This window comes from Aliivibrio sp. EL58 (genome assembly GCF_900312675.1).
GTDB lineage: Bacteria > Pseudomonadota > Gammaproteobacteria > Enterobacterales > Vibrionaceae > Aliivibrio.
This window is the reverse complement of the sequence record NZ_OMPC01000005.1, coordinates 1-25016: the sequence shown is the minus strand read 5'-3', so window position 1 is coordinate 25016 and position 25016 is coordinate 1. Positions and strand designations below refer to the sequence as shown.

The following is a 25016-nucleotide window of genomic DNA, read 5'->3' as shown; positions in this document are numbered from 1 at the left end:
CAACAAGTACAGTAAGCCGTACTATTAACGAGGTCATATTTTCATTTCTAATTAATATTAATATATTTGAGCTAGCTCTATTGGATAACCTCGCTCACTTGCTAACCTTTCAGCTTCAAGCTCGATTTTCTCTTCGCTGTAAATGGGCGCACTCTTTATTTTTACTTCAAGCTGCATTAAACGACCGAGCTCTTTCGCACATGTAATAGCAGAAGACGCTTTGACTATTTCAGCTCTAAAGTAACCATCAGGTGTATACGATATATTTGCCGCTCTTAATGTCACATCATCTCCTGGGATCTGTTGTGCTCCGTATAACGCCTTCCCTGCTGGTGTAGCTTGGATAAATTCTGGCATGAATTGAGAAAGATGAGCGATGGCTTTTACGGTTCTGTCTTCTTCGACTTGCTTATCCCATCCTTCTTTAATTTTTTTATTAAACTCTTCAGACAATTTTGGTTGTGCAGAAAGATGACAAGAGCCAGATAACCCATTCTTAAATAAGGTTATTTCTTCAGTCATACCATGCAGTTGAAAAAAACCATTTGGATAAGGAGTAAATTGAGCCATACCTTGTGGCGTTCCACGTTCGCCATGAAAAATAATTTCAGGCCATTTACCATAGTTATCATTATTCCAATGCGTGACATAGGCTGCTTTAAATTCAACTAATCTCTTTCTAGGTTTATTCGCAAGATCATCGATTATGCCAGTTTTAAATCCCGCACTATTAACTACATAATCAAACTTTTTTAAGTGCGTTTGCTTATCTTTTGTGTAGCTTAGTGTCCAGCCGTCATTATCTACTCTTTCTTTATGGACACCATTGACTGAACTAGAAAAATTAAGCGTGACGTTATTTTGAGAAGATAACGTTAACAGTGCCGTGGCTGCCATACGAAAGACACTTAAACCGTGTTCTTGTACAAGTACAACTGGATACTTTAATTGTTCTAAATCCACTTGATTAGAGAAACCGATTAACCACTCATCTAATGTTGTTGGGTTATTGGTTGGAGTGCGTAACGCAATTTTTTGTAATTCTTTTTTTGAATACGTTTTAAAATAATCGCAAGCAGGACCGAATACTTGATTGGTTTGATCTTCAGCGATTAGATCTGAATATGTGGTTTGAAGTAACTTTAGGCGAGGTAAGAGTGCTTCTGGCTGTCCTTTGTCTATTTTAGGAATAGCGATAATGGTTGGACGGACATTCAGTGTATGTGGAAAATAACGCACAGTATCGATAGATTCAGTGAGCAGCGTGATACATTGTTCATCAGAGATCTCTCGATATAAGTTACCTCCCGCATGAAGATGGCAGATAGGGGGACCATTAACCAAACTGGTGCCTTGTTCAAACACGTCAATATCAACGTCATACTCTGATAAATACATGGCAATACTTGAACCGGCGATTCCACCACCAATAATTGCAATTTTCTTGCGAGATTGAGATTTATCCATCTTATTCTTATCTATCCAAGGCTATTTTTTATTGACTTGTCTATTTTACTTCGCGTCACAAAAAAATAATAGGATATCATAAAAAAAAGCTTGCTACAGAATGAAAATATTTATTATTCATACAGTTAAAGGGTTATTCAAATAGTTACCCACAGAAAATGTGGATAACTAGTATCTCTAGCCCCAGAGTGTTAAATTTAGAATTCGAACCAGAACACCAATGAAAAATAAGCTCACTCCAATGCGATACCATTTGTGTTCTTGAATTGAGAGATCAATACGTTTTACAAAAAGTAAACACGCCCCACCCCAATCAGCCGTTCGTTTACCATATAGTGAAATTGCCAACAAGAGCGAGATCACTCCAGAAGCAATAAATAGGTTTTCTAAAATGGTGACCATAACATTCATGACTGTACTCCTTTACGTCTTATTAGCATTACTATGGCTTGAAAGTCTTTAGAAAGTAAATTAGCCATTGGTCGTAGAGTTATTTTTCACATCCGCATGAAAGAAGTTCTTATTATGACTGGGATTTTGTTATACTGCTCACAACTTTATTTGATAATGTGAATGTAATGGAACATCTTGAAGCCAAGCTAAAAAAATTAGAAAAAAGAAACTACCGTAGTTACACCTCTATTAAGGGGGAGTATGACTTCACCGACTTCACTTTATCTATTGATAATGTTCAATCTGACCCATATGCGCCGCCTTCTCGCCTAAGAGCGAAGCGTGCTTGGTCACTAACTCATCTCCAATGGTTGCAAGAAACGTCTCTTGATTATCAACGTGCAGCAAGAGATTTCCTTGCTCGTCACTTTAGTCAACTGCTTGAGAAAGATACGACACTTTCAATTGCGCTTTCTGGCCAAACTGTTTTAGATCATACATCGGTTATTTTTGATGATGAAGGGATTGAACTTCGTTATAACATGAACTTACCAGCTGATGGTCGTGAGATCTTAGCGAAACGCGCGATTAATATTTTGACATTCCACATGCCAAAATATATCCGTCGTACTTTATTGGCTCGTGAATTACCAATTGATGAGCTAAAAGCACACTGCCAAGTTATCGTTGATCAAGTTGCGCTGCGTCGTCAGTTAGCTGAGCATAATTTAGTGGCTTTTGTTGCTAATGGCAGTATTTTACCTCGTATTGCAGGTAATAATGATCGTCCAATGAAAGAAGCGATTGCATTTCAAAGCCCTGCGTCTCTTGAAGTTGAATTATCAACGCCTAACCGTGGCTTAATTAAAGGCATGGGGATACCTAAAGGTATTACGCTTATTGTTGGTGGTGGTTTTCATGGTAAATCAACATTACTGAATGCATTAGAGCGTTCAATTTACGATCATATTCCTGGTGATGGCCGCGAATACATTGTGACTGAGTCTTCTACAACCAAAATTCAGGCTGAAGATGGACGTTGTGTTCACAATTTGAACCTATCAAACTACATTAATCATTTGCCGATGGGTAAAGATACGACCTGTTTTTCTACACAAGATGCATCAGGTTCTACATCACAAGCGGCATGGCTTCAAGAGTCATTAGAAGCGCAAGCAAAAACGCTATTAATAGATGAAGATACTTCAGCAACTAACTTCATGATCCGTGATGAGCGCATGCAAGCATTAGTTAATAATGGTGCAGAGCCAATCACGCCATTAGTTGATCGTATTGGCCAATTACGTGATGAGTTAGATGTATCAACCATTCTAGTTATGGGTGGTTCTGGTGATTACCTTGATGTTGCCGATACGGTGATTCAAATGCATGATTACCAAGCGGTTGATGTCACTGTAAAAGCAAAAGAAGTGGTAGCGACTCATCCTACAACGCGAGTTCGTGAAGGTTCTGAACATTTATTACCAACTCAAACTCGTCAGTTGAACCGTTCTTCTCTTCAAGCTATCTTGCAAGAAGGTAAATTCCGTATTCAAGCAAGAAACAAGAATACATTACGCTTTGGTCGTGAATTAGTCGATATTACCGCTATGTCTCAGTTGCAGTCTTCAGCACAAGTTCATGCGATTGGTTGGTTGTGGTTCCAACTTTCTCAAACTCCAGGTTGGGAAACTGACCCTGTTGAATTCATTGCACAGCAATTGCATGATAACTGGCATGAGTTAATGCCAAAACATGGTGATTTAGCGAAGCCTCGTGTTATCGAAGTTATGGCGACATTAAACCGTATGCGCATCGCAGATTTCAAGTAAGTCTCTAGTTTACATATTTTTCTATAGCCTCCGCTTCGGAGGCTTTTTTTTTGTATTTTATTTCACAAATTTAACAAAAAACAATCAGATCGATTACATACCACATTGACTGTATGATATTATCCTGCCTAAAAGTGAATAAATACGTTTTTTTAATGAATAGTATTCCACTTTTAAAAAAAACAGTGTACTCTTCACAATAACTGAATGAATACGGAAGTTTAGTGAATAATAATGCTAAGGATTAGCTTTTATTAACTAGTAGTAATTTGAGAGATTTATGCAAAATTCAAGTGAGATACCCCAAATGAGCAAGAAGAAGAATCTTCTAATGTTTCTTATCCCATCGCTAATAGGTTTATTCCTATTTATGGCACCAATCACTTATAACGGTGATATCACAATACCTGTTGCTGTATTAGCAAAATCTATTCAGGCACTATTTGGTGAGCATTTGGTTGCGATAGTCACAGGCATCGTTATGTTTATGTCTGTTGTTACCATTCTAGCTAAAATCATTAAACCTAGCTTTATCACAAATAACCCCTTTTTATTTGGTTTACTTAACCCTACCCCTCTTTGGTTTGTGGTTCGCTTAATTGGTGGCGTAGCTGCTGCAATGGTTTTCTTTCAAGTTGGTCCAGAAGCGGTATGGGAACCAAATACAGGTGGCTTAGTTCTTAATGACCTTTTACCTGTTTTATTCTCTGTATTTATTTTTGCAGGTCTATTACTTCCTCTACTACTTAATTTTGGTCTATTAGAGCTATTTGGCGCTCTTTTAAGTAAAATTATGCGCCCTATTTTCAACTTACCTGGACGTTCAGCTATCGACTGTATGGCTTCTTGGTTAGGTGATGGCTCTGTTGGTATTCTCTTAACAAGCAAGCAATACGAAGAGAAGTTTTATACTCAGCGTGAAGCGGCCGTTGTTGGTACTACATTCTCTGCGGTATCAATTACTTTTAGCTTAGTGGTTATTGCACAAGTTGAATTAGAGAGTTACTTCTTACCATTCTATTTAACGGTATGTCTAGCTGGTGTTGTTGCTGCAATCATCATCCCTCGTTTGCCGCCTCTTAGCCGTAAAAAAGATTTGTTTATCGATGGTACTGAACGAGCTGCAGATGCTGAAGTTATCCCTCAAGGTTATACTACATTCTCTTGGGGTCTTGAGCAGGCAATGAATAAAGCATCAAAAGTAACCTCTATTCGTAGTGTATTTGGTGAAGGTGTTAAAAATGCAGTCGATATGGTTTTTGGTGTATTACCTGTTGTAATGGCGCTAGGTACTATTGCTTTAGTGATCGCTGAATATACATCTATATTCTCTGTATTGGGCCAACCTTTTATTCCTTTCTTAGAATTACTTGGTGTTCCTTATGCGGTAGAAGCATCTCAAACGATTGTTGTTGGTTTTGCTGATATGTTTATTCCATCAATCATTGCTGCTTCTATTGATAGTGAGATGACTCGTTTTGTTATCGCTGCAATGTCTGTAACTCAGCTTATTTATATGTCCGAAGTGGGTGCTCTATTACTTGGTAGTAAGATCCCTGTGAATATCTTTGAATTATTCGCTATCTTCATCTTACGTACATTAATTACGCTACCTGTTATTGCGGGTATGGCGCACTTGATTTTCTAAGCGATTCGTTTAATTTAGCTAACACATATAAAGGCGATCTCTGATGAGGTCGCTTTTTTTGTTCTAGTTTATGATGTTATAAAAAAGGGCCTAAATTTCTTTAGGCCCTTTTTGAGATAATGTAACTCAAGAAAATCAATTAATTACTTAATTATATGATAATTGAGTTATCTCTTTTTCTTATTTATAAAAAGCTTCAACTGTGCCTTTTAGTGTGATCATAAGAGGCTGACCACGACGATCTAGTGCTTTTGGTGAAGGAATTTTTACCCAACCTTCACTAATGCAGTATTCTTCAACATCTGTACGCTCTTTACCATTAAGACGAATACCAATGTGATGTTCAAAACACTCTGCTACATGATGCGGGCTACGAGGATTGCCAGAAAGGTGATCAGGTAGAGCTGGTTGCGATTTAATATCGTTCATGTTTGTTGCCTATAGAAAATAAAAAGTGCGCTATTGTAGTCAATATAAGCCTAAGCCTCAAGAGATACTGATTCAATTATCATAAATGTTGTAAAGCTTTGCTTGTGGCGAAATAAAAGCCTCATTAGCTTCAATAATAGTAACTATTTTTTCTTGATTCATACTCATATCTTTAAAATTACGTTGACAACTAACGCCTGCGTGGCACGTTTATTACGATATATACCGGTAAAACTCAAAGGAGACGTAAGCAAGTACGGAACATTCTCTATATGGCTATGATGTCAGCATACAATGTAACCCAGTTTTTAAGTCAACTTACAGTCGCATCGTAGCTGAAGGAAAAACACGTTAACTATTAGTCATTGACACCATATTCGTTTTCTACGATTAATTTGATATTGCCTTTGTCATTATATATTGATAAACAACAAAGGCTTTTAATCAGTGGAGTCAACTATGCTTTCTTATTTTGATATATAAAAACCCAAGTAAAAAATAGCATAAATATAAAATCATTTAGACCGTAGATACTATAGAAAAAGCCTGCAAACAAATCCTGCTCATAAACCGACCTAATATCATTACCTGAAAACCAAACTAACCATGCAATAACATATACGAGTTTCTCAAGCGCGAAAGCCAATGCTAGCCACTTGATATTTGAGTTAACAAAAGATGCTCCTAAATATGCAAGCCCCCAAACAAGGATCATTAGCAAACCAAAATTAGACATTACAACCGGATCGAAATCATTGATTACCGAGTTAGTAAAAAATCGAGAGAAAGTTAGAACTCCAACAATATTCATTAATGCTGCGGCGATAAAACCAAGTCTTAGTACTTTATTATTCATTACTCCGTTCCTATTATAAGTTAATACATCCTATACAAATTTAGTATAATAAGTAATTATAGTCTTAAATACTCGATAGATCGCATAACACGTTTGCTACTATATAAGCCTCACTGAGTGTTAACGCCTTAATCACTGAAACTAAAGGTAACCTGACAACACTGAGTGTAGCAAATCGTATTGATGCGATAGTTATATTTTTGATTTACGATTCAGCTGATTAACTAAGATTAATCCTACTCTTAAGGTTGATGTATAAAAGAGTAATTGAAAAACAAATGCAAGGATAAATCCGACTTCCTTTAGATCCTCAATATGCGAAAGCCAATAAATACACCAAACCGTTGAAACTATAAAAGATAGATAATAAGACAATTCACTTATTTTTAAGTACGTTTCAACCCCTAACGATTCTTTTTTATACACAAAATAGCTTACAACAAAAATAATAAATACCGTTAATGATGAATTTAGTTCTATGAACATTGATGTATACATCGGCTTCCTAATGAGATTATTTAAAATAGAAATAAATGTAACTCAATTAGATAGGATTAAATACCGTAAACACTTCTAATTATTGGTAATTTTGTAAGTAGACATTAGCAGAAAACAATGAGCTGAATAGTTCATAAGAAAGTATTCAAAAAAAATATAACACCTACATAACACGTTTACTATGATACAGATTTTACTGCCTTAATCACTGAAACTAAAGGCAAACTAACAACAACGAATGTAGTAAATCGTGTTGATGCCATTGTTAACTGCGCTTTTCAGCTTTAGTTACACAAACAGAAAACAGCTCTTTCATTAGTACATAATTACAATGATAACCATGGATATTTGCGGCTACCCACTGTTCAGAAGTAATACCAGCAAAATTAATATTGTAACCACAGTTGATTGCAATATGCTCAAACAACAAACGTTGGGCACGACCATTACCTTCACGGAATGGATGTAGAACATTAATATCGCAATAATACTCAGCTAACTTAGTGAGAAATTCATCGTATGGTAGATCTACTAAATACTTATCTTTTTCTAACATTGAACATAGATTATTTGCTTCTTTTTCAATCCTAGCTACATTACAGAAACGTGTATTTCCCTTTGAAATATCAATTGTTCTTAACTCACCAGCCCATTCAAATAGATCGGAAAACAAAGCATGATGAATTGAACGCAGATAGCTGAAATCGTAAGGAGGTAATTGAAACTCCACATACATCGCAGCTAACGTTGTTAAATCACGTTCAGCAGCCTCTAGCACAGTTTCATTGCTGATATTGAGCTTATTAACAAGAACCGTACTATTTTCGTACGTATAAGGATCTTGTGTTGTGCCATATTTATCAGCCATTGAGCGCCTCTAACGAATTAAGGTTTGAGTACTTGTTTAACAAAATTTGACGCTGTTGCTCTCTATCGAGAGATAAATCGAAATCACTAGCAACATCATGCCCCTCTAAACGCATACTTTCTTTAAAGTTATCCATTTTAACTTTCTCGAAATAGGCATGCTTTTCTTCGTAAGAAGAAAGCATTGAATTGCTTGGCATAACTAAATCAATATCATTAAGTTGAGATTGAATCGCTTTCCCTGATTCAAAAACACCCCAGCTACTAATAGAAAAACGGAAGGTTCGACCTTGGCGCTCTCTTTGAATATTTAAACCTAAATTTTCAACTAATGAGTTAACTACGGATTGTACTTTACGTTCAGAAATCCCAGTTGCAGCCACGATAGCTTGAGTATTTGGAGCTTCCAATCGTGTCATTGCAGCTAAAACTAATAATTCGTACTTCATGCTTACCTCGCACATTTATGCGGAAATAATATTAGTCTACTACTCAAAGAGAATTATTACCATATTTGAAAGCTAAATTTACCACTTAATACGGTAAACCAAAAGAAATCTAGAATGCCGAGTGTAGCAAATCGTGTTGATGCATTTGTATGGATAATAAACACTCAATTAGGGTAAAGTGAGACCCAGACTTTAGCTGCAACTAAAGTTGATTTATACAGTAGTTCGGTTGATGCATGGCTCCTCTATCGAGAGACCGATAACAAACGCGAACGCTGTATAAACTCCAAGCCTACACTCGAATAGTCGACTGGGTCTCGAACCCGTATTATAGCAAACAAGAGTAAGCTTATTATGAATAATCCTACATTTCAAAGCATCAATGTCGGTGTTGATACCGGTAAAACTCAACTAGACATTTTCATCAGACCTATAGGCCTGTTCTTCTCTGTTTCTAATGACGATAAAGGCATAAAAGAAGCCATTACAACTATTAAGAAACATAAACCAGAACGTATCGTTATTGAGGCAACAGGTAGACTTGAAGTCCCCTTTGTTCTTGCTTGCACAAAGGCTAAGCTTCCATACGTTGTTGCTAACCCTATTCATGTAAGGCGATTTGCTGGCGCTATTGGACAAATAGCCAAAACAGATAAATTAGACGCCCAATTAATTGCATTGTACTCGGAAAGAATTGAACCCCCACTGTCAACTCTAAAGCCTGAAAACATAAGGCTAATGAGCGATTTAGTCATTCGTAGAAATCAATTATTATCCATGCAAACTATGGAAAAGAATCGCCTTCAAATACTCCCTAAAGAACTAGCGATGACCATTAAACCAATATTGACAACCTTCAAAAATCAAATCCAAAAAATAGAAGAAAAAATCATTAAGATTATTGAATCTTGTGATGAATATAAGCATAAAAATGAAATCCTTCAGAGCGTTCCTGGCATAGGAAAAGTTGCCGCCGCATCGCTAATAAGTAATCTCCCTGAACTTGGAAGCATTAGTAATAAAAAAGCTTCTGCTTTAGTTGGAGTAGCCCCTATAAATCGGGATAGTGGCCTCTACAAAGGTCACCGAAAAACCAAAGGAGGTCGCAAGCAAGTACGGACAGTTCTCTATATGGCCATGATGTCAGCAATGCAATGTAACCCCGTTTTTAAGTCGACTTACAGTCGCCTCGTAGCTGAAGGAAAACCCAAAAAACTCGCTATTATTGCCTGTGTTAGAAAGATGGTTGTCATACTCAATTCAATGATACGAGATGGTGTCATGTGGGATGAAAACCACGCTAAAATTTAGTTATTGACACCATAGTCGTTTGTTATGTGCGTTCTAATTAAACAAATTCACTCTTAAAAGCTTAACCTAATTTATAAAATATTTTACAGCTTAATAAAAGCATTGACCTTACAGTAAGTGGAAGGTCTATGGTTAGTAAAATATTCGATGTAATTAGGAGATTATTATGGGATGTTGCAATAAGGCTCCAAAAGGTGGAGCACCTCTTGGACTATTACTAAAGGTTATCCTTGGGATTGGTCTATTTATATTTTTACTTGCTCTGTGGCAGTAGGAGTCTATATGAATAGTCAATTTATGCATGAGCACAAATGTCGACTCTTGGGAACACAACATGCTCAAGATAAGGTATTCAATTACTTAAAGCGTAATTTATATATTGACCATGTAACGTTAAAAAATAGTCTCCTTGTCGTAGAGTACGACTTCCGTTACATGGCCTTTTCACAAGTATTAGATATGATTAAGGCAAACAATTGTGTTTATACTAATGATTGGTTTACCAGACTGAAATATCAATTTATGACGAATGCAGATCTAAAAGGTCGTGAAAATCTAGCAATAGAACCATTTTGCTGTGATAAGGTTAAAATCAGAAAAGATAACCTTTAAATTCAAATATATTTAGTAACTCTTAGACAATAGTATTCAATTAGCCTCTAAAAAGATCGTTCCAAATTAGGATAGAGACTATGAAATATGACTTTTAAGCACATAACGCCTGCGTAACACGTTTGCTACCATGCAGATTAAGCTCAAATTTACCACTTAATACGGTAAACTCAAAGAAACCTAGAATGCCGAATGTAGCAAATCGTGTTGATGCATTTGTTATATGCAAACAACCATTCTTACTATGAGGTCATTACTTTGATGCCAAAAATGGTAAACAACCCACCAGTGACATAATCCATAAACCCAGAGATGCGAGCATAAACGCTTTTAGCTGATTCATGGGAAAACGCCGTAGCTAAGAATAAATGCCAACTAAGCGTAATTAGCATGATTGCTAATATCATCGTTGCACTCATGTTTTCAGGCATGGAAACACTGAATAAACTGACAACGAAGAAACCCGTTTTCGGATTTAAAATACTGGTGATAAACGCTGAAATGAAAACCTTTCTTTTCGATGGTGATACCATTTGATTGATTTCAGTTAACTCATCTAACCTCTTTATTTTTCGAGTTAGATAAATCTGACGCATTCCCAAATACAATAAATAACTGCCACCTACCACTTTCATTAAACCAAATAATTGAGGAAAATGAGAAAAGAGAATAACTAATCCGGAGCCACCAAAAAACGACCACAGTAACGTTGCACAACTAACACCGAAAGCAGAAAAAGCCGCAATTTTACGGTCATAATTAAGTGCAGTGTTAATCGTTAAAAGTACATTAGCTCCAGGAGTCGCAACAGCTAACATCCAAATTAAAGCCACATGAAGAAGAACCAATAAATATTCCATTACCTACCATTCCAATAAATTAAGCTGTGAGCTTAAAAAAGCATATAACGCCTGCATAACACGTTTGCTACTATGCAGATTAAACTCAAATTTACCACTTAATACAGTAAACTCAAAGAAACCTAGAACGCCGAATGTAGCAAATCGTGTTGATGCATTTGTTATATGCATATATACTTTGTGCAACTATGTATTACAATGTGTAACTTATTAAGGTGTAATTATGAGAAATGAAATGCTAAGTACCCGCATAGACCATGATACTAAACTTGCTTTCACTAGCATCTGCGGTGAAGTTGGCCTAAGCACATCACAAGCAATTAAACTGTTTGCTAAAGCTGTCATTAACCATGGTGGTATTCCATTTGATCTACGAGTTCCGCAACCAAATGAAGTTTCTGCTGCTGCGATGAAAGAACTTGTTGAAAATAAAGGACATAAAGTTAACTCTATAGATGAGATGTTTTCTGAGCTCACTGAAGGCAAAGTGACAAATGTATAACCTAGAATACTCAACCCAATTTAAAAAGGATTTTAAGAAGATAACTAAGATGCCAATCTCCGATATCATCGAAGTTGGCAATATCATCTCTAAATTACAAAGAAATGAAACATTAGACCCTAAAAATGTAGACCATTCTTTAACAGGAAATTGGAGTGGTTTTCGCGACTGCCATATAAAACCAGACTTAGTTCTCATTTATCGTATATTTGGTGAGCAACTACAACTAGCAAGAATTGGGTCACATAGCGATCTATTTTGAACCTGATACTGCATATAACGCCTGCATAACACGTTTGCTACCATGCAGATTAAGCCCAAATTTACCACTTAATGCGGTAAACCAAAAGAAATCTAGAATGCCGAATGTAGCAAATCGTGTTGATGCATTTGTTATAAGCACATTCTCACACGGTTCATATGAACAAATTGAGCATCTTCTGATGTTACTTGGAAACCAAATTTACGATATAAACCGCCTACTCGATTGCCTTGCAAATAACACAATTTCACTGGTTTATTCTCGCTATCAGCAAACTCTAAACATTGGCTTAAAACCTGACTTCCTATTCCTTTCCCGTGAAAGCTTGGTAATAAAAAGAAACGGCAAAAATAGAAATGGTCGCCTTTGTTTTGAAGTAAATAGCTACCTACGGCTTCACCTGACATTTCAATGATGGTTGGTTTTTCCTCATCCCATTCATCTTGATGCATTTCACGTTGGATTTTATCGTCCCAACCAAACACAGCCTTAATTGGCTCAAATTCAGCCGCCTTTTTAAGTTCAAATAAGAACTCAAAATCACTATCTTTCGCTAAACGCGTAGAAAATTTCAAACCTTTACCTCTGGCTCAAATAACCTTAATAAATCGGTGCTTATAACGCCTGCATAACACGTTTGCTACTATGCAGATTAAGTCTAAATTTACCACTTAACGCGGTAAACCAAAAGAAACCTAGAATGCCGAATGTAGCAAATCGTGTTGATGCATTTGTTATGTGTTTGAATTCATTGTGTATTCCATATGCCCTGTATGTTCACACACTTTCTCACTGACTGCAGTAAAACCTTGAGATAAATAGAACTGATAGCTTGCTACATTTTCAGTATATACATTTAGAGTAAGTACCGGACATTGCTCTTTGGCATGGGCAATTAACTGTTTACCAATCCCTTTACCTTGATACTCTGGTGATACAAAAATTGCAGCTAACATATTTTCATACAAGGAATAGAATCCAACGACTTTTGAGTCTAACTCGGCCACGTAAGTTTTAGATGCAGGAATGTAAATATCACGCATATTATCAACTTGTGACACCCAGAATTCAGCTGGCACGAAATCATGTGCTTTAATTGAAGAGGTAAGCCAAATATCTAAAACTGAATTGATATCTTGCGAAGTATACTGTCGGATCATTTCACTCTCAACTAATTGTTTAATCTAATAATAAGTCTGAATTGTTACATATTAAGCAATCAACGTATTGAAGATTTACGACAAAACAAGCCTATTTCCATCGGAAACACATAACGCTGGCATAACACGTTTGCTACTATACAATTATACTTAAAATTGACGCCCTAAAACGAGAAACACCCGACAACCTGAGATGCCGAGTGTAGTAAATCGTGTTGATGCATTTGTTATACGATTAAAAAATATTTTATTGTTAATCTTGGTATTTACATTCATCACTTGTAGAGCTTTCAGATATACACATAACTAGCAAGCTTTCTTCATTCTCTTCGTATAGCTCGATATTAATAAAATAGTTAGGAAGCGATAAATCTACAACGCTACCTATGTGAGGTAAGCTGCTACCTACACCAATAAAATCAGTTACAGAGTCAGCACTATTTGTTACTGTACCTTCATCAAATTTGACTTTAATCATTGAACTAGAGTTTTCATATCCTGATATTACTGCCATTGTGAACTGGCGATTGTCTATACTAATAGTCAGATAACCGTACGCCCACGGCCACGGTGTATTAGATATTGTAAAAATTGACTGCTTTTTTACATCAGAATTTGGTACTCGTTTAATAGTTTGATTAGTCCAATAACTATCAACATTAACATCTAGCTCAATCGATTTATTTTTAACAACAAACTTTATAACCCCTGACTTCTGAAGGAACAAGTTATCGATAGGCACATCAATACTTGCCGTAGTCAAAAAAGGAATTAAAAAAAATAAAATAGCCCAAGTAGTCTTTAACAACATATCACCCTCATATACAAAATTAATTAATAATATATATCTTTTTTGTATATTTAAGCCGCAATATTTTACAGTGTAAAATACCAACACGAATACTTCATCGTATAACGCCTGCATAACACGTTTGCTACCATGCAGATTAAGCTTAAATTTACCACTTAACTCGGTAAACTAAAAGAAACCTAGAATGCCGAATGTAGCAAATCGTGTTGATGCATTTGTTATACCTTTTATATCATTGGTGAAAAGTCTAACCCGCAATAATTTACAGTAATAACATAACTAAAATTGTAATAAGCTCATTATCAATCATTAAATATGAATAGATAAATGAAATATCTGACCTCTTAATTTGTCATTAAAATTTTAATTAACTATTATATGGGATTTGTAGTAATGAAGCTTAATCAATATTCACTAACTAGTAAATTTGGATCTCCTACGGAACGTGTCGAACAAGCAATAAAGTCCGTTCAACAAGGTAATGGCGTTTTATTACTTGATGATGAGTCTCGTGAAAATGAGGGAGACCTTATATATTCAGTAGATCACCTAACTTCAGAACAAATGGCTTTAATGATCCGTTCTTGTAGCGGTATTGTATGTTTGTGTCTTACCAGAGGATAAAGCTGATTACCTTGAACTTCCACCAATGGTTGAACATAATGAAAGTGTAAATCAAACTGCATTTACAATTTCAATAGAGGCTAAAAAAGGAGTTACTACAGGTGTATCAGCCACAGATAGAGTAACAACGATTAAAACGGCTTGTAAAAATGGCGCCCTTCCACATGAACTTGCAAAACCTGGACATGTTTTCCCTTTAAGGGCAAAAAATGGTGGCGTTTTAACTAGACGAGGACATACAGAAGGTACAGTCGACTTAATGCGACTAGCAGAGTTAACTCCTGCTGGCGTTTTATGCGAAGTAACCAATTTTGATGGTTCAATGGCTAAAACCCCAGAAATAATTACTTTTGCTGAACAACATCATTTACCAGTATTGACTGTTAATGATATCGCTTTATATCGACAAGAAATGAGCAACTAAATTCCATCTAGGGCATCACTTCAAGATCGCCTTAGGTATAACGCCTGCATAACACGTTTGCTACTATGCAAACCAAGCTGAATTTTAACGCCTTAATCACTGAAACTAAAGGTAAACTGACAACGCCGAATGTAGCAAATCGTGTTGATGCATTTGTTATGTGCTTTATTCTGATTCAGCTAATTTCTTCTTACGTTGCATATAGGAAATCAATAACGGTGCTACGATAGCAGTAAAAATTGTTATCGCTAAGGTGATCGTAGTTGTAACGAAAAAGTTAAGTCGCGACTCGAGCTTTTCTATGCTCTTTTCAAGTCTTAGCATTTCTTTTTCAGAAACTAATTTGTAGTTTTTCAAATCATTTCTGATTAAAGGAACAGATAATACTTTGACTGGATCACCTTCTATAGAGTCTTCTAAAGCCTCTACTTTCTGAATAACTCTAGAATTATTTATTCTACGTACATCTGCTTCTAATGACGAGTATCTTGTGGTTAACTTAGCTAACTCTTTAGACACATTAGCATTTTCCTTGTTAACATTATCCTTATCTAGCGTCTCCAAAGCTAACTTTTGAGCATCCAGATCCTCGATTAAATTCTTTAAAATAGTTTGAGCTTTTTCTGATTCATTTCTGATATCTTCAGATTGAAATGATATTTGCTTTTCAACAGCAGATGTCAACGATATTCTATTATTGTCTTTGACATAGAATGAATATATTGCAGCAACTATGGTAAATAAGGCAGCAGTTGCCGTTATTGAGCTAAGTACGTTTTTAACTGACTGAGCCTGTTCTTCTCTTTTCATTGCGCTAAACTTATGTTTCAATTCTGCTCGAATAGAAGCCTCACGTTCAGATTCAAGTCTATCTAACTCTGCCATTAATTCTTCTCTAAGAACTCTCTCCTCTTCATTCATATTTTCCTCTTTATTATAACCTTGAACCATGTTCATATTTTACTCTCAATAAATTCACTATACCGCTACACTCGAGCACATAACGCCTGCATAACACGTTTGCTACCATGCAAATTAAGCTCAAATTTACCACTTAATACGGTAAACTCAAAGAAATCTAGAATGCCGAGTGTAGCAAATCGTGTTGATGCATTTGTTATCTGCATATACAGCCCCTTACACTTTCTTGGCTAAACTTGCGACTTGTTTCACCCAGCTATCTCTTTGTTTCTCTGATGAATTAATTATAGAGCCAATATATGTAGCTGATACTTTATTAAAACCGCAAAACCTAAGAATGGTGCGCTTAAGTTGTCTATAAACTGGATCCCCTTGAATCCAGCGATGATAAAATGGAATGGCGTCCATAGTTAAAATTATATCTGCGCTTTTATTTTTAAGTAATTTTTCAGGCATAGGATTATTCGATTTATATTTAAAAGCAAAGTCAGGTAAAAAAGTACGGTCAATTAAACCCTTAAGCTTTGCTGGCATACCTCCCCACCAAACTGGAAAAATGAAAACAACATGTTCAGCCCACGCTACAGATTGCTGAAAATAAATTAAATCAGCTTCTAGAGCATGCTCACTGCTATAACCAAAATTTAAATTAAGGTCAAACTCAAGGCTATTTATTGAAATAAGCCTAACGTCATTACCTTGCTCACTTGATTTGATATAGTGGCTTGCCAATACTTTACAAAAGCTTTCAGATTTTGGGTTACCATTTATAACTAAAACATTTTTATTCATAACTTTACCTCCCTAGAAAAAAGAAAGGATAAACCCTTCCCTATAGGACAGAGTCAACTATTACTTAAACATTTTTTTATACTATCGCGGTAAACTTCAATTTTATTATTTTGTAAAATCAAGCTATTAATCTGAGAATCAATTTCATCCTGCTTTTTAGATAATAGTTCAATGACACTTTGCCAATTAAGTTCATTACGGCTTATTAACAATTGTTTTAATTCAGAAAGAGTTACACCTAATGTTTGCGCATCTTTAATTAATTTTACAAATTTAACATCTTTATTATTATAGACGCGATACTTCCCTCGCCTCTCTATATCCAAAAGAAGGCCACGAGATTCGTATAACCTAATCGCTTTTGGGGATGCTCCTGAAAGCTTCGATAACTCGCCTATATACAAACCTTGTTACTCCATTGTTGAAAAATGCACATAACGCCTGCATAACACGTTTGCTACTATACAGACTTACCTGAATTTTACTGCCTTAATCACTGAAACTAAAGGCAAACTGACAACGCCGAGTGTAGCAAATCGTGTTGATGCATTTGTTAGCAAGCTGATAAACCGTTTTTTTGAATTGATGATAAATAAGACAATTTCCCTGTACCTAAAGCACCTTTATACTCAAGTGACTTTTCCATGGTGAGCTTTACACTAGATAACAAACCACCAATAGCAAAAGCTCCCATTTTTGATATTGGATCATCAAAAACAGTTGAAAGCGCAAGAGCCCCTCCGAAAGATGCTCCACTCAACTCTAGAGATACTTTGCGACTAGCCAAATGACAAAAACCAAAACTTTCATGGCTAGCAGAATTTAAATCTCTTACTGCTTGCGAAAGTTGTTTGACATAAAAATCTTGTGCTGTTTGTAAATCTTGTGATTGAACTATTTTGAGGTAGAGCTCTGTTAATGTCGTATGTAAACCCTCAAGTTCATCAGATCGGTTCAGTTTAAAGTCTAATACTTTATCAAGCGAAATATCTCCTCTAGGAACTGGTAAGCAATTAGTCAGTTGCATTTTGGCAGTTAACTGTTCGACTCGATGTTCTTTAGGTAGGATCAACTGACTACCATTCTGATGAATTGTCCACTTCCCTGGCTCTTCTTGCATCAAACGTCCAACTTCCTCAGCGAATAGCGGGAAGTGTCGAGTCATAACATATTTAGTTAATTGCTTACCAAACGTTTTAGGATCTCGAATGCTAGTTGGCTCCCAATCAGGGTTAAATGCCGACCTCACTGATAATATACCAGCGTCTTTCAGTATTTCTTTTTCTTGACCTCCGCCATAAGAAATAGGTGGAGCATCTAACAGCATGATTCGATCCCAATACAAACAGAAATATCTCATATATTCTGGTGACATATCTGGACTTACTTTTACTTCTTTTTCAGCAATATCAACGCTATAAGCTGACATTACGATTCCTGTTTCACTCAACTTTTATTCCTATGCTAGATAAGCTTGCTAACGCTTGCATAACACGTTTACTACCATGCAATTATACTTAAAATTGATGCCCTAAAGCGAGAAACACCCGACAACCTGAGATGCCGAATGTAGTAAATCGTGTTGATGCATTTGTTGTGCGTGCTTACTTTCGGCTTGGCAAACTTGGTAAAGAACTGCCCTGCCAAGATTTTCTAAGCCTAGATTTTAATTTACCGGTAGCAATTAAGCGAACAAAATGTTCTTAAATTGCGAGATAAAGTTAATGGAAAACAGATACATTTTTTACGACATTTGAACGGCTTAGTTTCAGCTAGTTTGGAACTGATAAACTAAATATACTCGCCACAATTGGGATTAAAAATGTGGCGAGGAAAACACGGATGCAGGCTAAAATGAGGCAACACCAAAGAACCATTGAAGCGTGAAAATGCCTCTGAAACGCCTGAATTTAGGCCGACAATGCTTAATTGCCGAACCTGATAATACGAATACTAAAAGGCAACAAAGAAGAGAATTTGTGATAGCTAAATAGCGTTTAAAAAAGTCTCGTTTCTATTGATGAACCGTGCAAAAAATTTCGGACTCAGTACGCACAACGCCTGCATAACACGTTTGCTACCATGCAGATTAAGCTCAAATTTACCACTTAACACGGTAAACTAAAAGAAACCTAGAATGCCGAATGTAGCAAATCGTGTCGATGCATTTGTTATGCGCTATCTCAAATTAGCCTAGTTAACGGTCAACTTTTGAAGAGATACCATTTTTTCTTCGCTGTGCTTTAATAATTCCAACTCTTTAAAACCCATTTTTTTATGGAATAACAAAGACGCTTCATTTGGTGGCATAACGTCGATTTCAGCAAATACGCAAGGGATTGAATTATCAATGGCTGAACCTAAAGCATATTGGTATAACTTTGAGGCTATGCCTTTTCCTTGGGATTTTTCCGAAATTACAATTCTATCGATGTATAAAAATGAACCATAATTTTCATTGAACCATTGATAATTAATACTTTCATATTCCACATTTTCAATTAGTGCTATCAGAAAACCAACAACATGGCTCTCGTCTTCAATTACAACTGATAATGCAGATATTTCAATTAGCCTCAATAACTTACTTTTATCCATCGGACTTAATACGTCTACGAACTTCTCGTTTAACTCTAAAATCGTATCAATGTCTTTACTTAAAATTTCTCTAATTATCATCATTATCCTTTTTGCGCATAACGCCTGCATAACACGTTTACTACGATACAGACTTAGCTGAATTTTACTGCCTTAATCACTAAAACCAAAGGCAAACTGACAACGCCGAATGTAGTAAATCGTGTTGATGCATTTGTTATGTGCTTATAGCCATTTAGGTTGCTTGCTACTAAGAGCACATGCTCGGCTATACAATTCATCAAAGGTGATTATTTCAATATCAGAAATAGATCTCCTAAACAGCTCAAATGAGCTGAACTTAGATTCATTTATGAAGCCTTTTTCATTCTTAAATTCCTCCAAAGAACCTATGACCAAAAATGCTTTTGGCTTATAAAGGTAAATTGGATCTTGTTGTCGATATCCTTCATCATCATTAATTATTAATTGTTCTGATATGTTCATTAACGATTTCTGCACAGTTCGTTGAACCTGAGCTATGCCACCAGCAAATTCATCTGAAATGGCCCACGAATCAGCTCGATATGGAGCAGATACCCTTTTTAATACGTTTGTTCTATGAGTTTTAATTTCACCAAAAGACAGCGACTGAATTATACCAGTTGTTCGCAATAGAGCATCAGCTCTCTTACCGCTCCCTAATACACTTGTTCCAACCACAGTTGTTTCAAGTTTTTTTCCATCCAAAGGTGCGTTAAAGATATAATTTAATCCCAAGCCAAAAATCCATTTATTTTCTTCGAAAAACTCTTGCCAATCCCTTTCTGATATTTTTCCTTCAACATCTTTTAACATATCTTCAAAAACAATTAGTTGCTCGACTCTATGAGACATTTCTAGAAGCTCTTCTTTTTTCAGAGTTCCATTTAAAAACTTAGCTAATGCTTTTTGAAAGGCCAAATTCTCTTGTTTAAGATTGTTAACTTCATTTTGAAGTGATCTTTTTATTTCTGCTGAAAATAGCTCATCCTCACGAATATTTTTTATCATATCGTCTAGATGAACTATATTTTGATCTTTCAGTTCTTTTTGAATATTAAGAAACGAACCATCTTGAATCGATTGTTCATAAGAATAACGATAAACCAATTTAAATTTCTTGGCTAATTCAGAATGCATAATTTGACCAAAAACAACTTTGAAGCAATTAAAGTAGGTTAGAGCCTTTTCATAAAGTGAAACATCTGGATTAGTCACATCAAACTCATCAAACTCATCAAATATGATGATATCAAAACGGTCTTTATTTACATCATTATTAGTAATAGCTTCAATCAATTCAGAATAGGTATAAGTAACAATAGAGTATTCTTTGCTCTCCAACTTACTTTCAAAAATTTGGTTAGCCTGAATGGATATAGCCTTCATAGCAGACACGTGAGCTATGTTTTTAATATTATGCCTATCGATTAGATAATCTAAAACTTTAATCCCAATAACTGTTTTACCTGACCCTGTAGGCATTAGCACTAAAGCAGAACTTCCACCATGCTCATATTCCTTAACCACAGCTTCGAAAGCCGCTAATTGATAATTAAATAAACTAAAATCACGCACCATCTCTCCATCTCTCTTTTATTGATTAAATTTTTCATACCAAGAGCACATAACGCCTGCATAACACGTTTACTACTATGCAGATCAAACTGAATTTTACCGCCATAAACACAAAAACCAAAGACAAACCTACAATGCCGAATGTAGTAAATCGTGTTGATGCATTTGTTATGTGTTTGAACTTAAAGTAAATTCCATTTCTATTAGCCCATTCACTTCCACGGTTTGCGTAAACCCTTTTTCTTTATATAACTTGATTACTGGATTTTCGCTGAACACACGAAGAAGTAACTTTTTTGATTGGTGCTGTCTAGCGTGATTTATAATCATATCGAGACTTTTCGCGCCGATACCCTTCCCGTGAAATTCTGGGCTTAACTGTAAATCTCGGAGAAAAGTAGTCGATTCGTTATAGCTAAAACGAACAATACCAACTCGATGATTATCCGCGAATATTTCAAAGTTATCCAAGATAGCCCAATTGTTGATAAACAGATTGCTGTCCCAAACGATATTCCGAGTTAAATAATAACTAGCCATATTGGATTGAGTTAGTGATTCAGCATATTTTAGATCAGAAGCTCTTTTAAACTGGATATCCATACTTACCCCTTGGGAACACATAACGCCTGCATAACACGTTTGCTACCATGCAGATTAAGTTCAAATTTACCACTTAATACGGTAAACCCAAAGAAAATCTAGAATGCCGAATGTAGCAAATCGTGTTGATGCATTTGTTATATTTTTTCACCCACAAATATCCCATATTGGTCATTGCATACCCTTACTTTATAGATATTAGTATTGGGGTAATTGTTTTCAATGATGTTTAGTAATAAATTTTCCTCACTTAACGGCATCTTTTCACCAATATAAACACTATCTAGGTCACCTGAATCAAAAGACATTAACCCTTGGTTATTACTTAATAATCGGCACTCACATTCATAATCCCACTGTTCATGTTTTTGTTGTAACGCTGCAATATAATCAAAACCACTTTTTTTAAAAAATTGATATTGATGGATTTCAAATGGTTCATTTGAATAAGTCATTTTTGTACTTGCAAATTTAGAATCTGGATTATTTTTAATAAGAGATTGAAGAAAACTCTTAGCTTTGAATTTAAGACAAAAACCTTTTAGGCCATTGGCATAATGGGACCATAGAAGCATATTTGCCACATGAGAAAGGTCATTACCTGGAATATCTGAAGCAGTTGAAAAAACACCAATGCAATCCGCACTTGCTTTACACTCATCATGTAGTGTTTTTACTTGAGATCTTGTATATTCAATAAAACCTCTAGGATCTGCTAAATATTTATCTCGAACTATTTTCTCAATATTTTCAGGAATACTCTCTGAATGCTCACTCAGAACTTCAATCACAAATTTTATTGCATCGGCGACTTCATTTTTTTCCATTGGAACAATTAATTTAGTTAACCCTTCAAATGGGTCATTAAGTGAACTCATAGACGAAAACCATACCTGCTTATTAGCTAAAGCTGCAATACTATTAATGTTTACCGATTGAAATTTATAGATATTATCAAATATCACTTTAAACTTTCCTTAAAAAATATAACGCCTGCATAACACGTTTGCTACGATACAGACATATCTGAATTTTACTGCCTTAATCACTAAAACTAAAGGCAAACTGACAACGCCGAGTGTAGCAAATCGTGTTGATGCATTTGTTACACGATCTTTGTCAACGCTCCTATTAACTTGGTAAGGAATTGATTTACCAAGATTTACTGTAAACTGAGTTTAATTAGACTGGCTCAATTTAGCGAGCAAAATATCATTTCAACAGCAATAACTGTGAAACGAAACAATCCTTTTTCTTACACCATTTGTACGATTTGGTTTCAGCCAGTTTGGAACTGATAAACCAAATATCATTACCGCAATTGGGATTGAAAATGCTGAGAGCAAAACACTGATGCAAACTGAAATGAGGCAAAACCGAGAACAATTGAAGCGTGAATTGGTTTCTGAAATCCATGAACTTTTGGCAATAATAGTAAATTGCCGAACCTGATGAAATGGAAACTAAAAGGAAACAAAGAAGAAGGAAAACCACCCACTTTCACACCTAAAAAACTAACGGCTCAATCGCTAAACTGAGCCAAAAAACTGCAATCTTAGAGTTCGTGTAACGCCTGCATAACACGTTTACTACTATGCAGATTAAGCTGAATTTTACCGCCATAAATACAAAAACCAAAGACAAACCTACAATGCCGAATGTAGTAAATCGTGTTGATGCATTTGTTATGTGCTAATTTTAGCTCCGAGCTACTCTTCAAATAGATCCATTTCTTGGTTAACCAAATCCATTATTTGATCATAGGTAAACTCATCTATTTTCCCTGCTATCACGAAACAAATTAAATAAGATGATACGAAATGGAACTTATAATGAAGTTTAGAGTTAGGATTATATAACCTATCAGACTTAACCTGTTCATCAATTTCATGATTCATAGCCTCAAACAATGAGCTATTATTCATATGATTGCGCTTTGAGTAGAAAAGTGATGCTAACTGATATAGATTTTCTTGTGGTATATCGCCATTTGAAATAGCTTTCAGTGCTTCACTTAATGCTTCTTTTACCTCTATTAGCCACTTTTCCATATATCATTTCTCCATACTTTCCTAATTTGCACATAACGCCGCAATAACACGTTTATTACTACGACGACTTAGCTGAATTTTACCGCCTTAAACACCGAAACCAAAGACAAACCTATAACGCCGAATGTAATAAATCGTGTTGATTGCTTTGTTATGCGCCTTATCTAGTGTTGAATTTGGGCTTGTTTTGTTTTGGGCAATATTTTTTAAATAATGAGAAAGCTTCATATTCCATATAGCTAACTGCTCCCATTAATTTTAAATCTTTAATTGAACGTTTAGCTACATTACAAATTACCGGACAAACCGCCACATATAAGTCTAAATTGTCTTCCCAAAAATCATATACGCCATGATATTTTCTAATCGAGTTTCCGCCACTATGCCCCGATAAACCAGTTATTGAACGATTAAGTTGGTATAGTCTTCCCTTAACCCCAGACAACGAGTTAGACATGCCAATATAAACAACTTGGCTATATTCGACTGGTTTATTCGTTAAATCTTCAGAAGTAATCGCTAGTACATAAATCCCAGGGAAACTTATATTATCTATTGCATCCCTATCAGCCCAATAAACCCATTGACCAAACTTTAACTCTGGTATCTCAAGAGCTCTCATTATATTTCCCTCGGTCTAAAAAAGCGCATAACGCTGGCATAACACGTTTATTACCATACAAACCAACCTGAATTTAACTGCCTTAATCACGAAACCCAAGACAAACCCAGAACGCCGAATGTAATAAATCGTGTTGATGCGATTGTTGTGCGTGCTTACTTTCGGCTTGGCTAACTTGGTAAAGAACTGCTCTGCCAAGATTTTCTAAGCCCTGATTCTAATTTACCGATGGCAATTAAGCGAACAGAATGTTCTTAAATTGCGAGATAAAGTAAATGGAAAACAGATACATTTTTTACACCATTTGAACGGCTTAGTCTCAGCTAGTTTGGAACTGATAAACCAAATATCCTTGCCACAACTGGGATTGAAAATGCTACGAGGAAAACACTGATGCAGACTAAAATGAGGCATAACCAAAGAACAATTGAAGCGTAAATTAGCCTCTGAAACGCCTGAACTTAGAGAAATAAGGGCTAATTTGCCGAACCTGACGATACGAAAACCAAAAGGCAACAAAGAAGAAAAGGACGCTTACTAAGCCGAAACTACGAAAGCCGCGATCCTTTTGATGAACCGTGCAAAAAAATTTCGGACTCAGTACGCACAACGCCTGCATAACACGTTTACTACCAAGCAATTATACTTAAAATTGACGCCTTAAAACGAGAAACACCCGACAACCTGAGATGCCGAGTGTAGTAAATCGTGTTGATGCATTTGTTATATGCTTACAAACTTAGTTAGCTTGATTTAGCTGCAATAAGTCCCATTTTGTACCGTATAAATCTTTAAATACAACAACTGTACCGTACTCTTCAATAC

The 25016-nt window shown here is 35.7% G+C and carries 29 protein-coding genes and 2 pseudogenes; 7 read left to right on the top strand and 24 right to left on the bottom strand.

What is annotated here, in order from left to right:
* Nucleotides 1-57: 57 nt before the first annotated feature.
* Nucleotides 58-1467, bottom strand: coding sequence for an FAD-dependent oxidoreductase (locus ED622_RS07070; protein ID WP_122033212.1), 1410 nt, complete (start codon nt 1465-1467; stop codon nt 58-60).
* A gap of 177 nt (nt 1468-1644) precedes the next feature.
* Entirely contained in the window at nt 1645-1878 is a 234-nt protein-coding gene (locus ED622_RS07065; protein ID WP_122033211.1) for a hypothetical protein, read from the bottom strand.
* 167 nt (nt 1879-2045) lie between these two features.
* Between ED622_RS07065 and ED622_RS07060 the strand changes: the two genes are divergently transcribed.
* Entirely contained in the window at nt 2046-3692 is a 1647-nt protein-coding gene (locus ED622_RS07060; RefSeq protein WP_122033210.1) for an ABC-ATPase domain-containing protein, read from the top strand.
* A gap of 280 nt (nt 3693-3972) precedes the next feature.
* Complete coding sequence (locus ED622_RS07055) at nt 3973-5340, top strand: YjiH family protein (RefSeq protein WP_162922482.1); 1368 nt, start codon at nt 3973-3975, stop codon at nt 5338-5340.
* A gap of 180 nt (nt 5341-5520) precedes the next feature.
* On the opposite strand, the gene ED622_RS07050 is transcribed toward ED622_RS07055, so the two are convergent.
* From ED622_RS07050 to ED622_RS07025, 4 genes are all read right to left on the bottom strand, one after another.
* A complete protein-coding gene (locus ED622_RS07050; RefSeq protein WP_105055996.1) occupies nt 5521-5769 on the bottom strand; it encodes a DUF3297 family protein in 249 nt (82 codons plus the stop codon).
* Between the two features lie 457 nt (nt 5770-6226).
* A complete protein-coding gene (locus ED622_RS07040) occupies nt 6227-6625 on the bottom strand; it encodes a hypothetical protein (RefSeq protein ID WP_122033208.1) in 399 nt (132 codons plus the stop codon).
* A 763-nt stretch (nt 6626-7388) separates the two neighbouring features.
* Entirely contained in the window at nt 7389-7991 is a 603-nt protein-coding gene (locus ED622_RS07030; protein WP_122033206.1) for a putative adenosine monophosphate-protein transferase Fic, read from the bottom strand.
* A complete protein-coding gene (locus tag ED622_RS07025; RefSeq protein ID WP_254052606.1) occupies nt 7984-8439 on the bottom strand; it encodes a YhfG family protein in 456 nt (151 codons plus the stop codon). Before ED622_RS07025 ends, ED622_RS07030 begins: the two co-directional genes overlap by 8 nt.
* A 354-nt stretch (nt 8440-8793) precedes the next feature.
* Here ED622_RS07025 and ED622_RS07020 point away from each other — a divergent pair, with 354 nt between their 5' ends.
* Nucleotides 8794-9750, top strand: coding sequence for an IS110 family transposase (locus tag ED622_RS07020; protein ID WP_122033204.1), 957 nt, complete (start codon nt 8794-8796; stop codon nt 9748-9750).
* A gap of 282 nt (nt 9751-10032) precedes the next feature.
* Nucleotides 10033-10362, top strand: coding sequence for a hypothetical protein (locus tag ED622_RS07015; RefSeq protein WP_122033203.1), 330 nt, complete (start codon nt 10033-10035; stop codon nt 10360-10362).
* A gap of 94 nt (nt 10363-10456) precedes the next feature.
* Here ED622_RS07015 and ED622_RS20080 read toward each other — a convergent pair whose 3' ends face one another.
* Both ED622_RS20080 and ED622_RS07010 read right to left on the bottom strand, forming a co-directional pair.
* On the bottom strand, nt 10457-10591 hold the full coding sequence (locus ED622_RS20080; protein WP_256372590.1) for a hypothetical protein: 135 nt from the start codon (nt 10589-10591) through the stop codon (nt 10457-10459).
* A gap of 13 nt (nt 10592-10604) precedes the next feature.
* The gene (locus tag ED622_RS07010) at nt 10605-11222 is read right to left on the bottom strand and encodes a LysE family translocator (protein WP_122033202.1); all 618 of its coding nucleotides are present in this window, start codon (nt 11220-11222) and stop codon (nt 10605-10607) included.
* Between the two features lie 223 nt (nt 11223-11445).
* On the opposite strand from ED622_RS07010, the gene ED622_RS07005 reads away from it, so the two are divergent.
* Both ED622_RS07005 and ED622_RS07000 read left to right on the top strand, forming a co-directional pair.
* Nucleotides 11446-11724 carry a type II toxin-antitoxin system RelB/DinJ family antitoxin gene (locus ED622_RS07005; protein WP_017020218.1) on the top strand — a complete coding sequence of 93 codons (279 nt, stop codon included), beginning with the start codon at nt 11446-11448 and terminating at the stop codon, nt 11722-11724.
* Entirely contained in the window at nt 11717-11986 is a 270-nt protein-coding gene (locus tag ED622_RS07000; protein ID WP_122033201.1) for a type II toxin-antitoxin system YafQ family toxin, read from the top strand. The genes ED622_RS07005 and ED622_RS07000 overlap by 8 nt, the downstream gene beginning before the upstream one ends.
* On the opposite strand, the gene ED622_RS19940 is transcribed toward ED622_RS07000, so the two are convergent.
* The 4 genes from ED622_RS19940 to ED622_RS06985 all read right to left on the bottom strand — a co-directional run bounded on the left by ED622_RS19940 (nt 11978) and on the right by ED622_RS06985 (nt 14071).
* On the bottom strand, nt 11978-12127 hold the full coding sequence (locus ED622_RS19940; RefSeq protein ID WP_162922481.1) for a hypothetical protein: 150 nt from the start codon (nt 12125-12127) through the stop codon (nt 11978-11980). The two genes, ED622_RS07000 and ED622_RS19940, sit on opposite strands and share 9 nt — an antisense overlap.
* Entirely contained in the window at nt 12118-12561 is a 444-nt protein-coding gene (locus tag ED622_RS06995; RefSeq protein ID WP_065598008.1) for a GNAT family N-acetyltransferase, read from the bottom strand. Before ED622_RS06995 ends, ED622_RS19940 begins: the two co-directional genes overlap by 10 nt.
* Nucleotides 12562-12720: 159 nt before the next feature.
* Nucleotides 12721-13146 carry an N-acetyltransferase gene (locus ED622_RS06990; RefSeq protein WP_122033200.1) on the bottom strand — a complete coding sequence of 142 codons (426 nt, stop codon included), beginning with the start codon at nt 13144-13146 and terminating at the stop codon, nt 12721-12723.
* A 253-nt stretch (nt 13147-13399) separates the two neighbouring features.
* Entirely contained in the window at nt 13400-14071 is a 672-nt protein-coding gene (locus tag ED622_RS06985; protein ID WP_122033262.1) for a thermostable direct hemolysin-family toxin, read from the bottom strand.
* A 279-nt stretch (nt 14072-14350) separates the two neighbouring features.
* Between ED622_RS06985 and ribB the strand changes: the two are divergent.
* Nucleotides 14351-15005 (top strand): annotated as a pseudogene (gene ribB, locus ED622_RS06980) (3,4-dihydroxy-2-butanone-4-phosphate synthase).
* A gap of 165 nt (nt 15006-15170) precedes the next feature.
* Here the strand turns inward: ribB and ED622_RS06975 are convergent.
* The 12 genes and pseudogenes from ED622_RS06975 to ED622_RS06910 form a co-directional block, all read right to left on the bottom strand.
* The gene (locus tag ED622_RS06975; protein WP_122033199.1) at nt 15171-15962 is read right to left on the bottom strand and encodes a hypothetical protein; all 792 of its coding nucleotides are present in this window, start codon (nt 15960-15962) and stop codon (nt 15171-15173) included.
* A 29-nt stretch (nt 15963-15991) separates the two neighbouring features.
* Nucleotides 15992-16132 carry a hypothetical protein gene (locus tag ED622_RS19935; RefSeq protein ID WP_162922480.1) on the bottom strand — a complete coding sequence of 47 codons (141 nt, stop codon included), beginning with the start codon at nt 16130-16132 and terminating at the stop codon, nt 15992-15994.
* 10 nt (nt 16133-16142) lie between these two features.
* Nucleotides 16143-16718: an NAD(P)H-dependent oxidoreductase gene (locus ED622_RS06970; protein ID WP_122033198.1), complete on the bottom strand. Its 576-nt coding sequence runs from the start codon at nt 16716-16718 to the stop codon at nt 16143-16145.
* 53 nt (nt 16719-16771) lie between these two features.
* Complete coding sequence (locus tag ED622_RS06965) at nt 16772-17122, bottom strand: MerR family transcriptional regulator (RefSeq protein ID WP_122033197.1); 351 nt, start codon at nt 17120-17122, stop codon at nt 16772-16774.
* A gap of 149 nt (nt 17123-17271) precedes the next feature.
* Entirely contained in the window at nt 17272-18147 is an 876-nt protein-coding gene (locus ED622_RS06960) for a DUF6236 family protein (protein ID WP_122033196.1), read from the bottom strand.
* A 764-nt stretch (nt 18148-18911) separates the two neighbouring features.
* On the bottom strand, nt 18912-19427 hold the full coding sequence (locus ED622_RS06950; RefSeq protein WP_254052605.1) for a GNAT family N-acetyltransferase: 516 nt from the start codon (nt 19425-19427) through the stop codon (nt 18912-18914).
* 114 nt (nt 19428-19541) lie between these two features.
* The gene (locus tag ED622_RS06945) at nt 19542-20918 is read right to left on the bottom strand and encodes a Shedu anti-phage system protein SduA domain-containing protein (protein WP_122033195.1); all 1377 of its coding nucleotides are present in this window, start codon (nt 20916-20918) and stop codon (nt 19542-19544) included.
* 165 nt (nt 20919-21083) lie between these two features.
* Nucleotides 21084-21518: an N-acetyltransferase gene (locus tag ED622_RS06940; RefSeq protein WP_122033194.1), complete on the bottom strand. Its 435-nt coding sequence runs from the start codon at nt 21516-21518 to the stop codon at nt 21084-21086.
* Between the two features lie 137 nt (nt 21519-21655).
* Complete coding sequence (locus ED622_RS06935) at nt 21656-22483, bottom strand: DUF2971 domain-containing protein (RefSeq protein WP_122033193.1); 828 nt, start codon at nt 22481-22483, stop codon at nt 21656-21658.
* 744 nt (nt 22484-23227) lie between these two features.
* Nucleotides 23228-23569 (bottom strand): hypothetical protein, encoded by a 342-nt coding sequence (locus tag ED622_RS06925; RefSeq protein WP_122033191.1) that lies wholly within the window; start codon nt 23567-23569, stop codon nt 23228-23230.
* A gap of 160 nt (nt 23570-23729) precedes the next feature.
* Nucleotides 23730-24191 (bottom strand): hypothetical protein, encoded by a 462-nt coding sequence (locus tag ED622_RS06920; RefSeq protein WP_122033190.1) that lies wholly within the window; start codon nt 24189-24191, stop codon nt 23730-23732.
* Nucleotides 24192-24930: 739 nt separating this feature from the next.
* Nucleotides 24931-25016, bottom strand: a pseudogene (locus tag ED622_RS06910) (VOC family protein); the annotation flags it as partial.

What these genes read in the sequence shown, in the direction of transcription:
- ED622_RS07040 (WP_122033208.1), bottom strand. Translation starts at nt 6,625, where the DNA reads ATGAATAATAAAGTACTAAGACTTGGTTTTATCGCCGCAGCATTAATG.
- ED622_RS07060 (WP_122033210.1), top strand. Translation starts at nt 2,046, where the DNA reads ATGGAACATCTTGAAGCCAAGCTAAAAAAATTAGAAAAAAGAAACTAC.
- ED622_RS07005 (WP_017020218.1), top strand. Translation starts at nt 11,446, where the DNA reads ATGAGAAATGAAATGCTAAGTACCCGCATAGACCATGATACTAAACTT.
- ED622_RS06985 (WP_122033262.1), bottom strand. Translation starts at nt 14,071, where the DNA reads ATGCAGGCGTTATACGATGAAGTATTCGTGTTGGTATTTTACACTGTA.
- ED622_RS06950 (WP_254052605.1), bottom strand. Translation starts at nt 19,427, where the DNA reads ATGCAGGCGTTATGCGCAAAAAGGATAATGATGATAATTAGAGAAATT.
- ED622_RS06990 (WP_122033200.1), bottom strand. Translation starts at nt 13,146, where the DNA reads ATGATCCGACAGTATACTTCGCAAGATATCAATTCAGTTTTAGATATT.
- ED622_RS07015 (WP_122033203.1), top strand. Translation starts at nt 10,033, where the DNA reads ATGAATAGTCAATTTATGCATGAGCACAAATGTCGACTCTTGGGAACA.
- ED622_RS07055 (WP_162922482.1), top strand. Translation starts at nt 3,973, where the DNA reads ATGCAAAATTCAAGTGAGATACCCCAAATGAGCAAGAAGAAGAATCTT.
- ED622_RS19935 (WP_162922480.1), bottom strand. Translation starts at nt 16,132, where the DNA reads ATGCAGATAACAAATGCATCAACACGATTTGCTACACTCGGCATTCTA.
- ED622_RS06940 (WP_122033194.1), bottom strand. Translation starts at nt 21,518, where the DNA reads ATGGATATCCAGTTTAAAAGAGCTTCTGATCTAAAATATGCTGAATCA.
- ED622_RS06925 (WP_122033191.1), bottom strand. Translation starts at nt 23,569, where the DNA reads ATGGAAAAGTGGCTAATAGAGGTAAAAGAAGCATTAAGTGAAGCACTG.
- ED622_RS07020 (WP_122033204.1), top strand. Translation starts at nt 8,794, where the DNA reads ATGAATAATCCTACATTTCAAAGCATCAATGTCGGTGTTGATACCGGT.
- ED622_RS07000 (WP_122033201.1), top strand. Translation starts at nt 11,717, where the DNA reads ATGTATAACCTAGAATACTCAACCCAATTTAAAAAGGATTTTAAGAAG.
- ED622_RS06920 (WP_122033190.1), bottom strand. Translation starts at nt 24,191, where the DNA reads ATGAGAGCTCTTGAGATACCAGAGTTAAAGTTTGGTCAATGGGTTTAT.
- ED622_RS07010 (WP_122033202.1), bottom strand. Translation starts at nt 11,222, where the DNA reads ATGGAATATTTATTGGTTCTTCTTCATGTGGCTTTAATTTGGATGTTA.
- ED622_RS07050 (WP_105055996.1), bottom strand. Translation starts at nt 5,769, where the DNA reads ATGAACGATATTAAATCGCAACCAGCTCTACCTGATCACCTTTCTGGC.
- ED622_RS07025 (WP_254052606.1), bottom strand. Translation starts at nt 8,439, where the DNA reads ATGAAGTACGAATTATTAGTTTTAGCTGCAATGACACGATTGGAAGCT.
- ED622_RS07030 (WP_122033206.1), bottom strand. Translation starts at nt 7,991, where the DNA reads ATGGCTGATAAATATGGCACAACACAAGATCCTTATACGTACGAAAAT.
- ED622_RS07065 (WP_122033211.1), bottom strand. Translation starts at nt 1,878, where the DNA reads ATGAATGTTATGGTCACCATTTTAGAAAACCTATTTATTGCTTCTGGA.
- ED622_RS06975 (WP_122033199.1), bottom strand. Translation starts at nt 15,962, where the DNA reads ATGAACATGGTTCAAGGTTATAATAAAGAGGAAAATATGAATGAAGAG.
- ED622_RS06960 (WP_122033196.1), bottom strand. Translation starts at nt 18,147, where the DNA reads ATGTCAGCTTATAGCGTTGATATTGCTGAAAAAGAAGTAAAAGTAAGT.
- ED622_RS07070 (WP_122033212.1), bottom strand. Translation starts at nt 1,467, where the DNA reads ATGGATAAATCTCAATCTCGCAAGAAAATTGCAATTATTGGTGGTGGA.
- ED622_RS06945 (WP_122033195.1), bottom strand. Translation starts at nt 20,918, where the DNA reads ATGGTGCGTGATTTTAGTTTATTTAATTATCAATTAGCGGCTTTCGAA.
- ED622_RS06970 (WP_122033198.1), bottom strand. Translation starts at nt 16,718, where the DNA reads ATGAATAAAAATGTTTTAGTTATAAATGGTAACCCAAAATCTGAAAGC.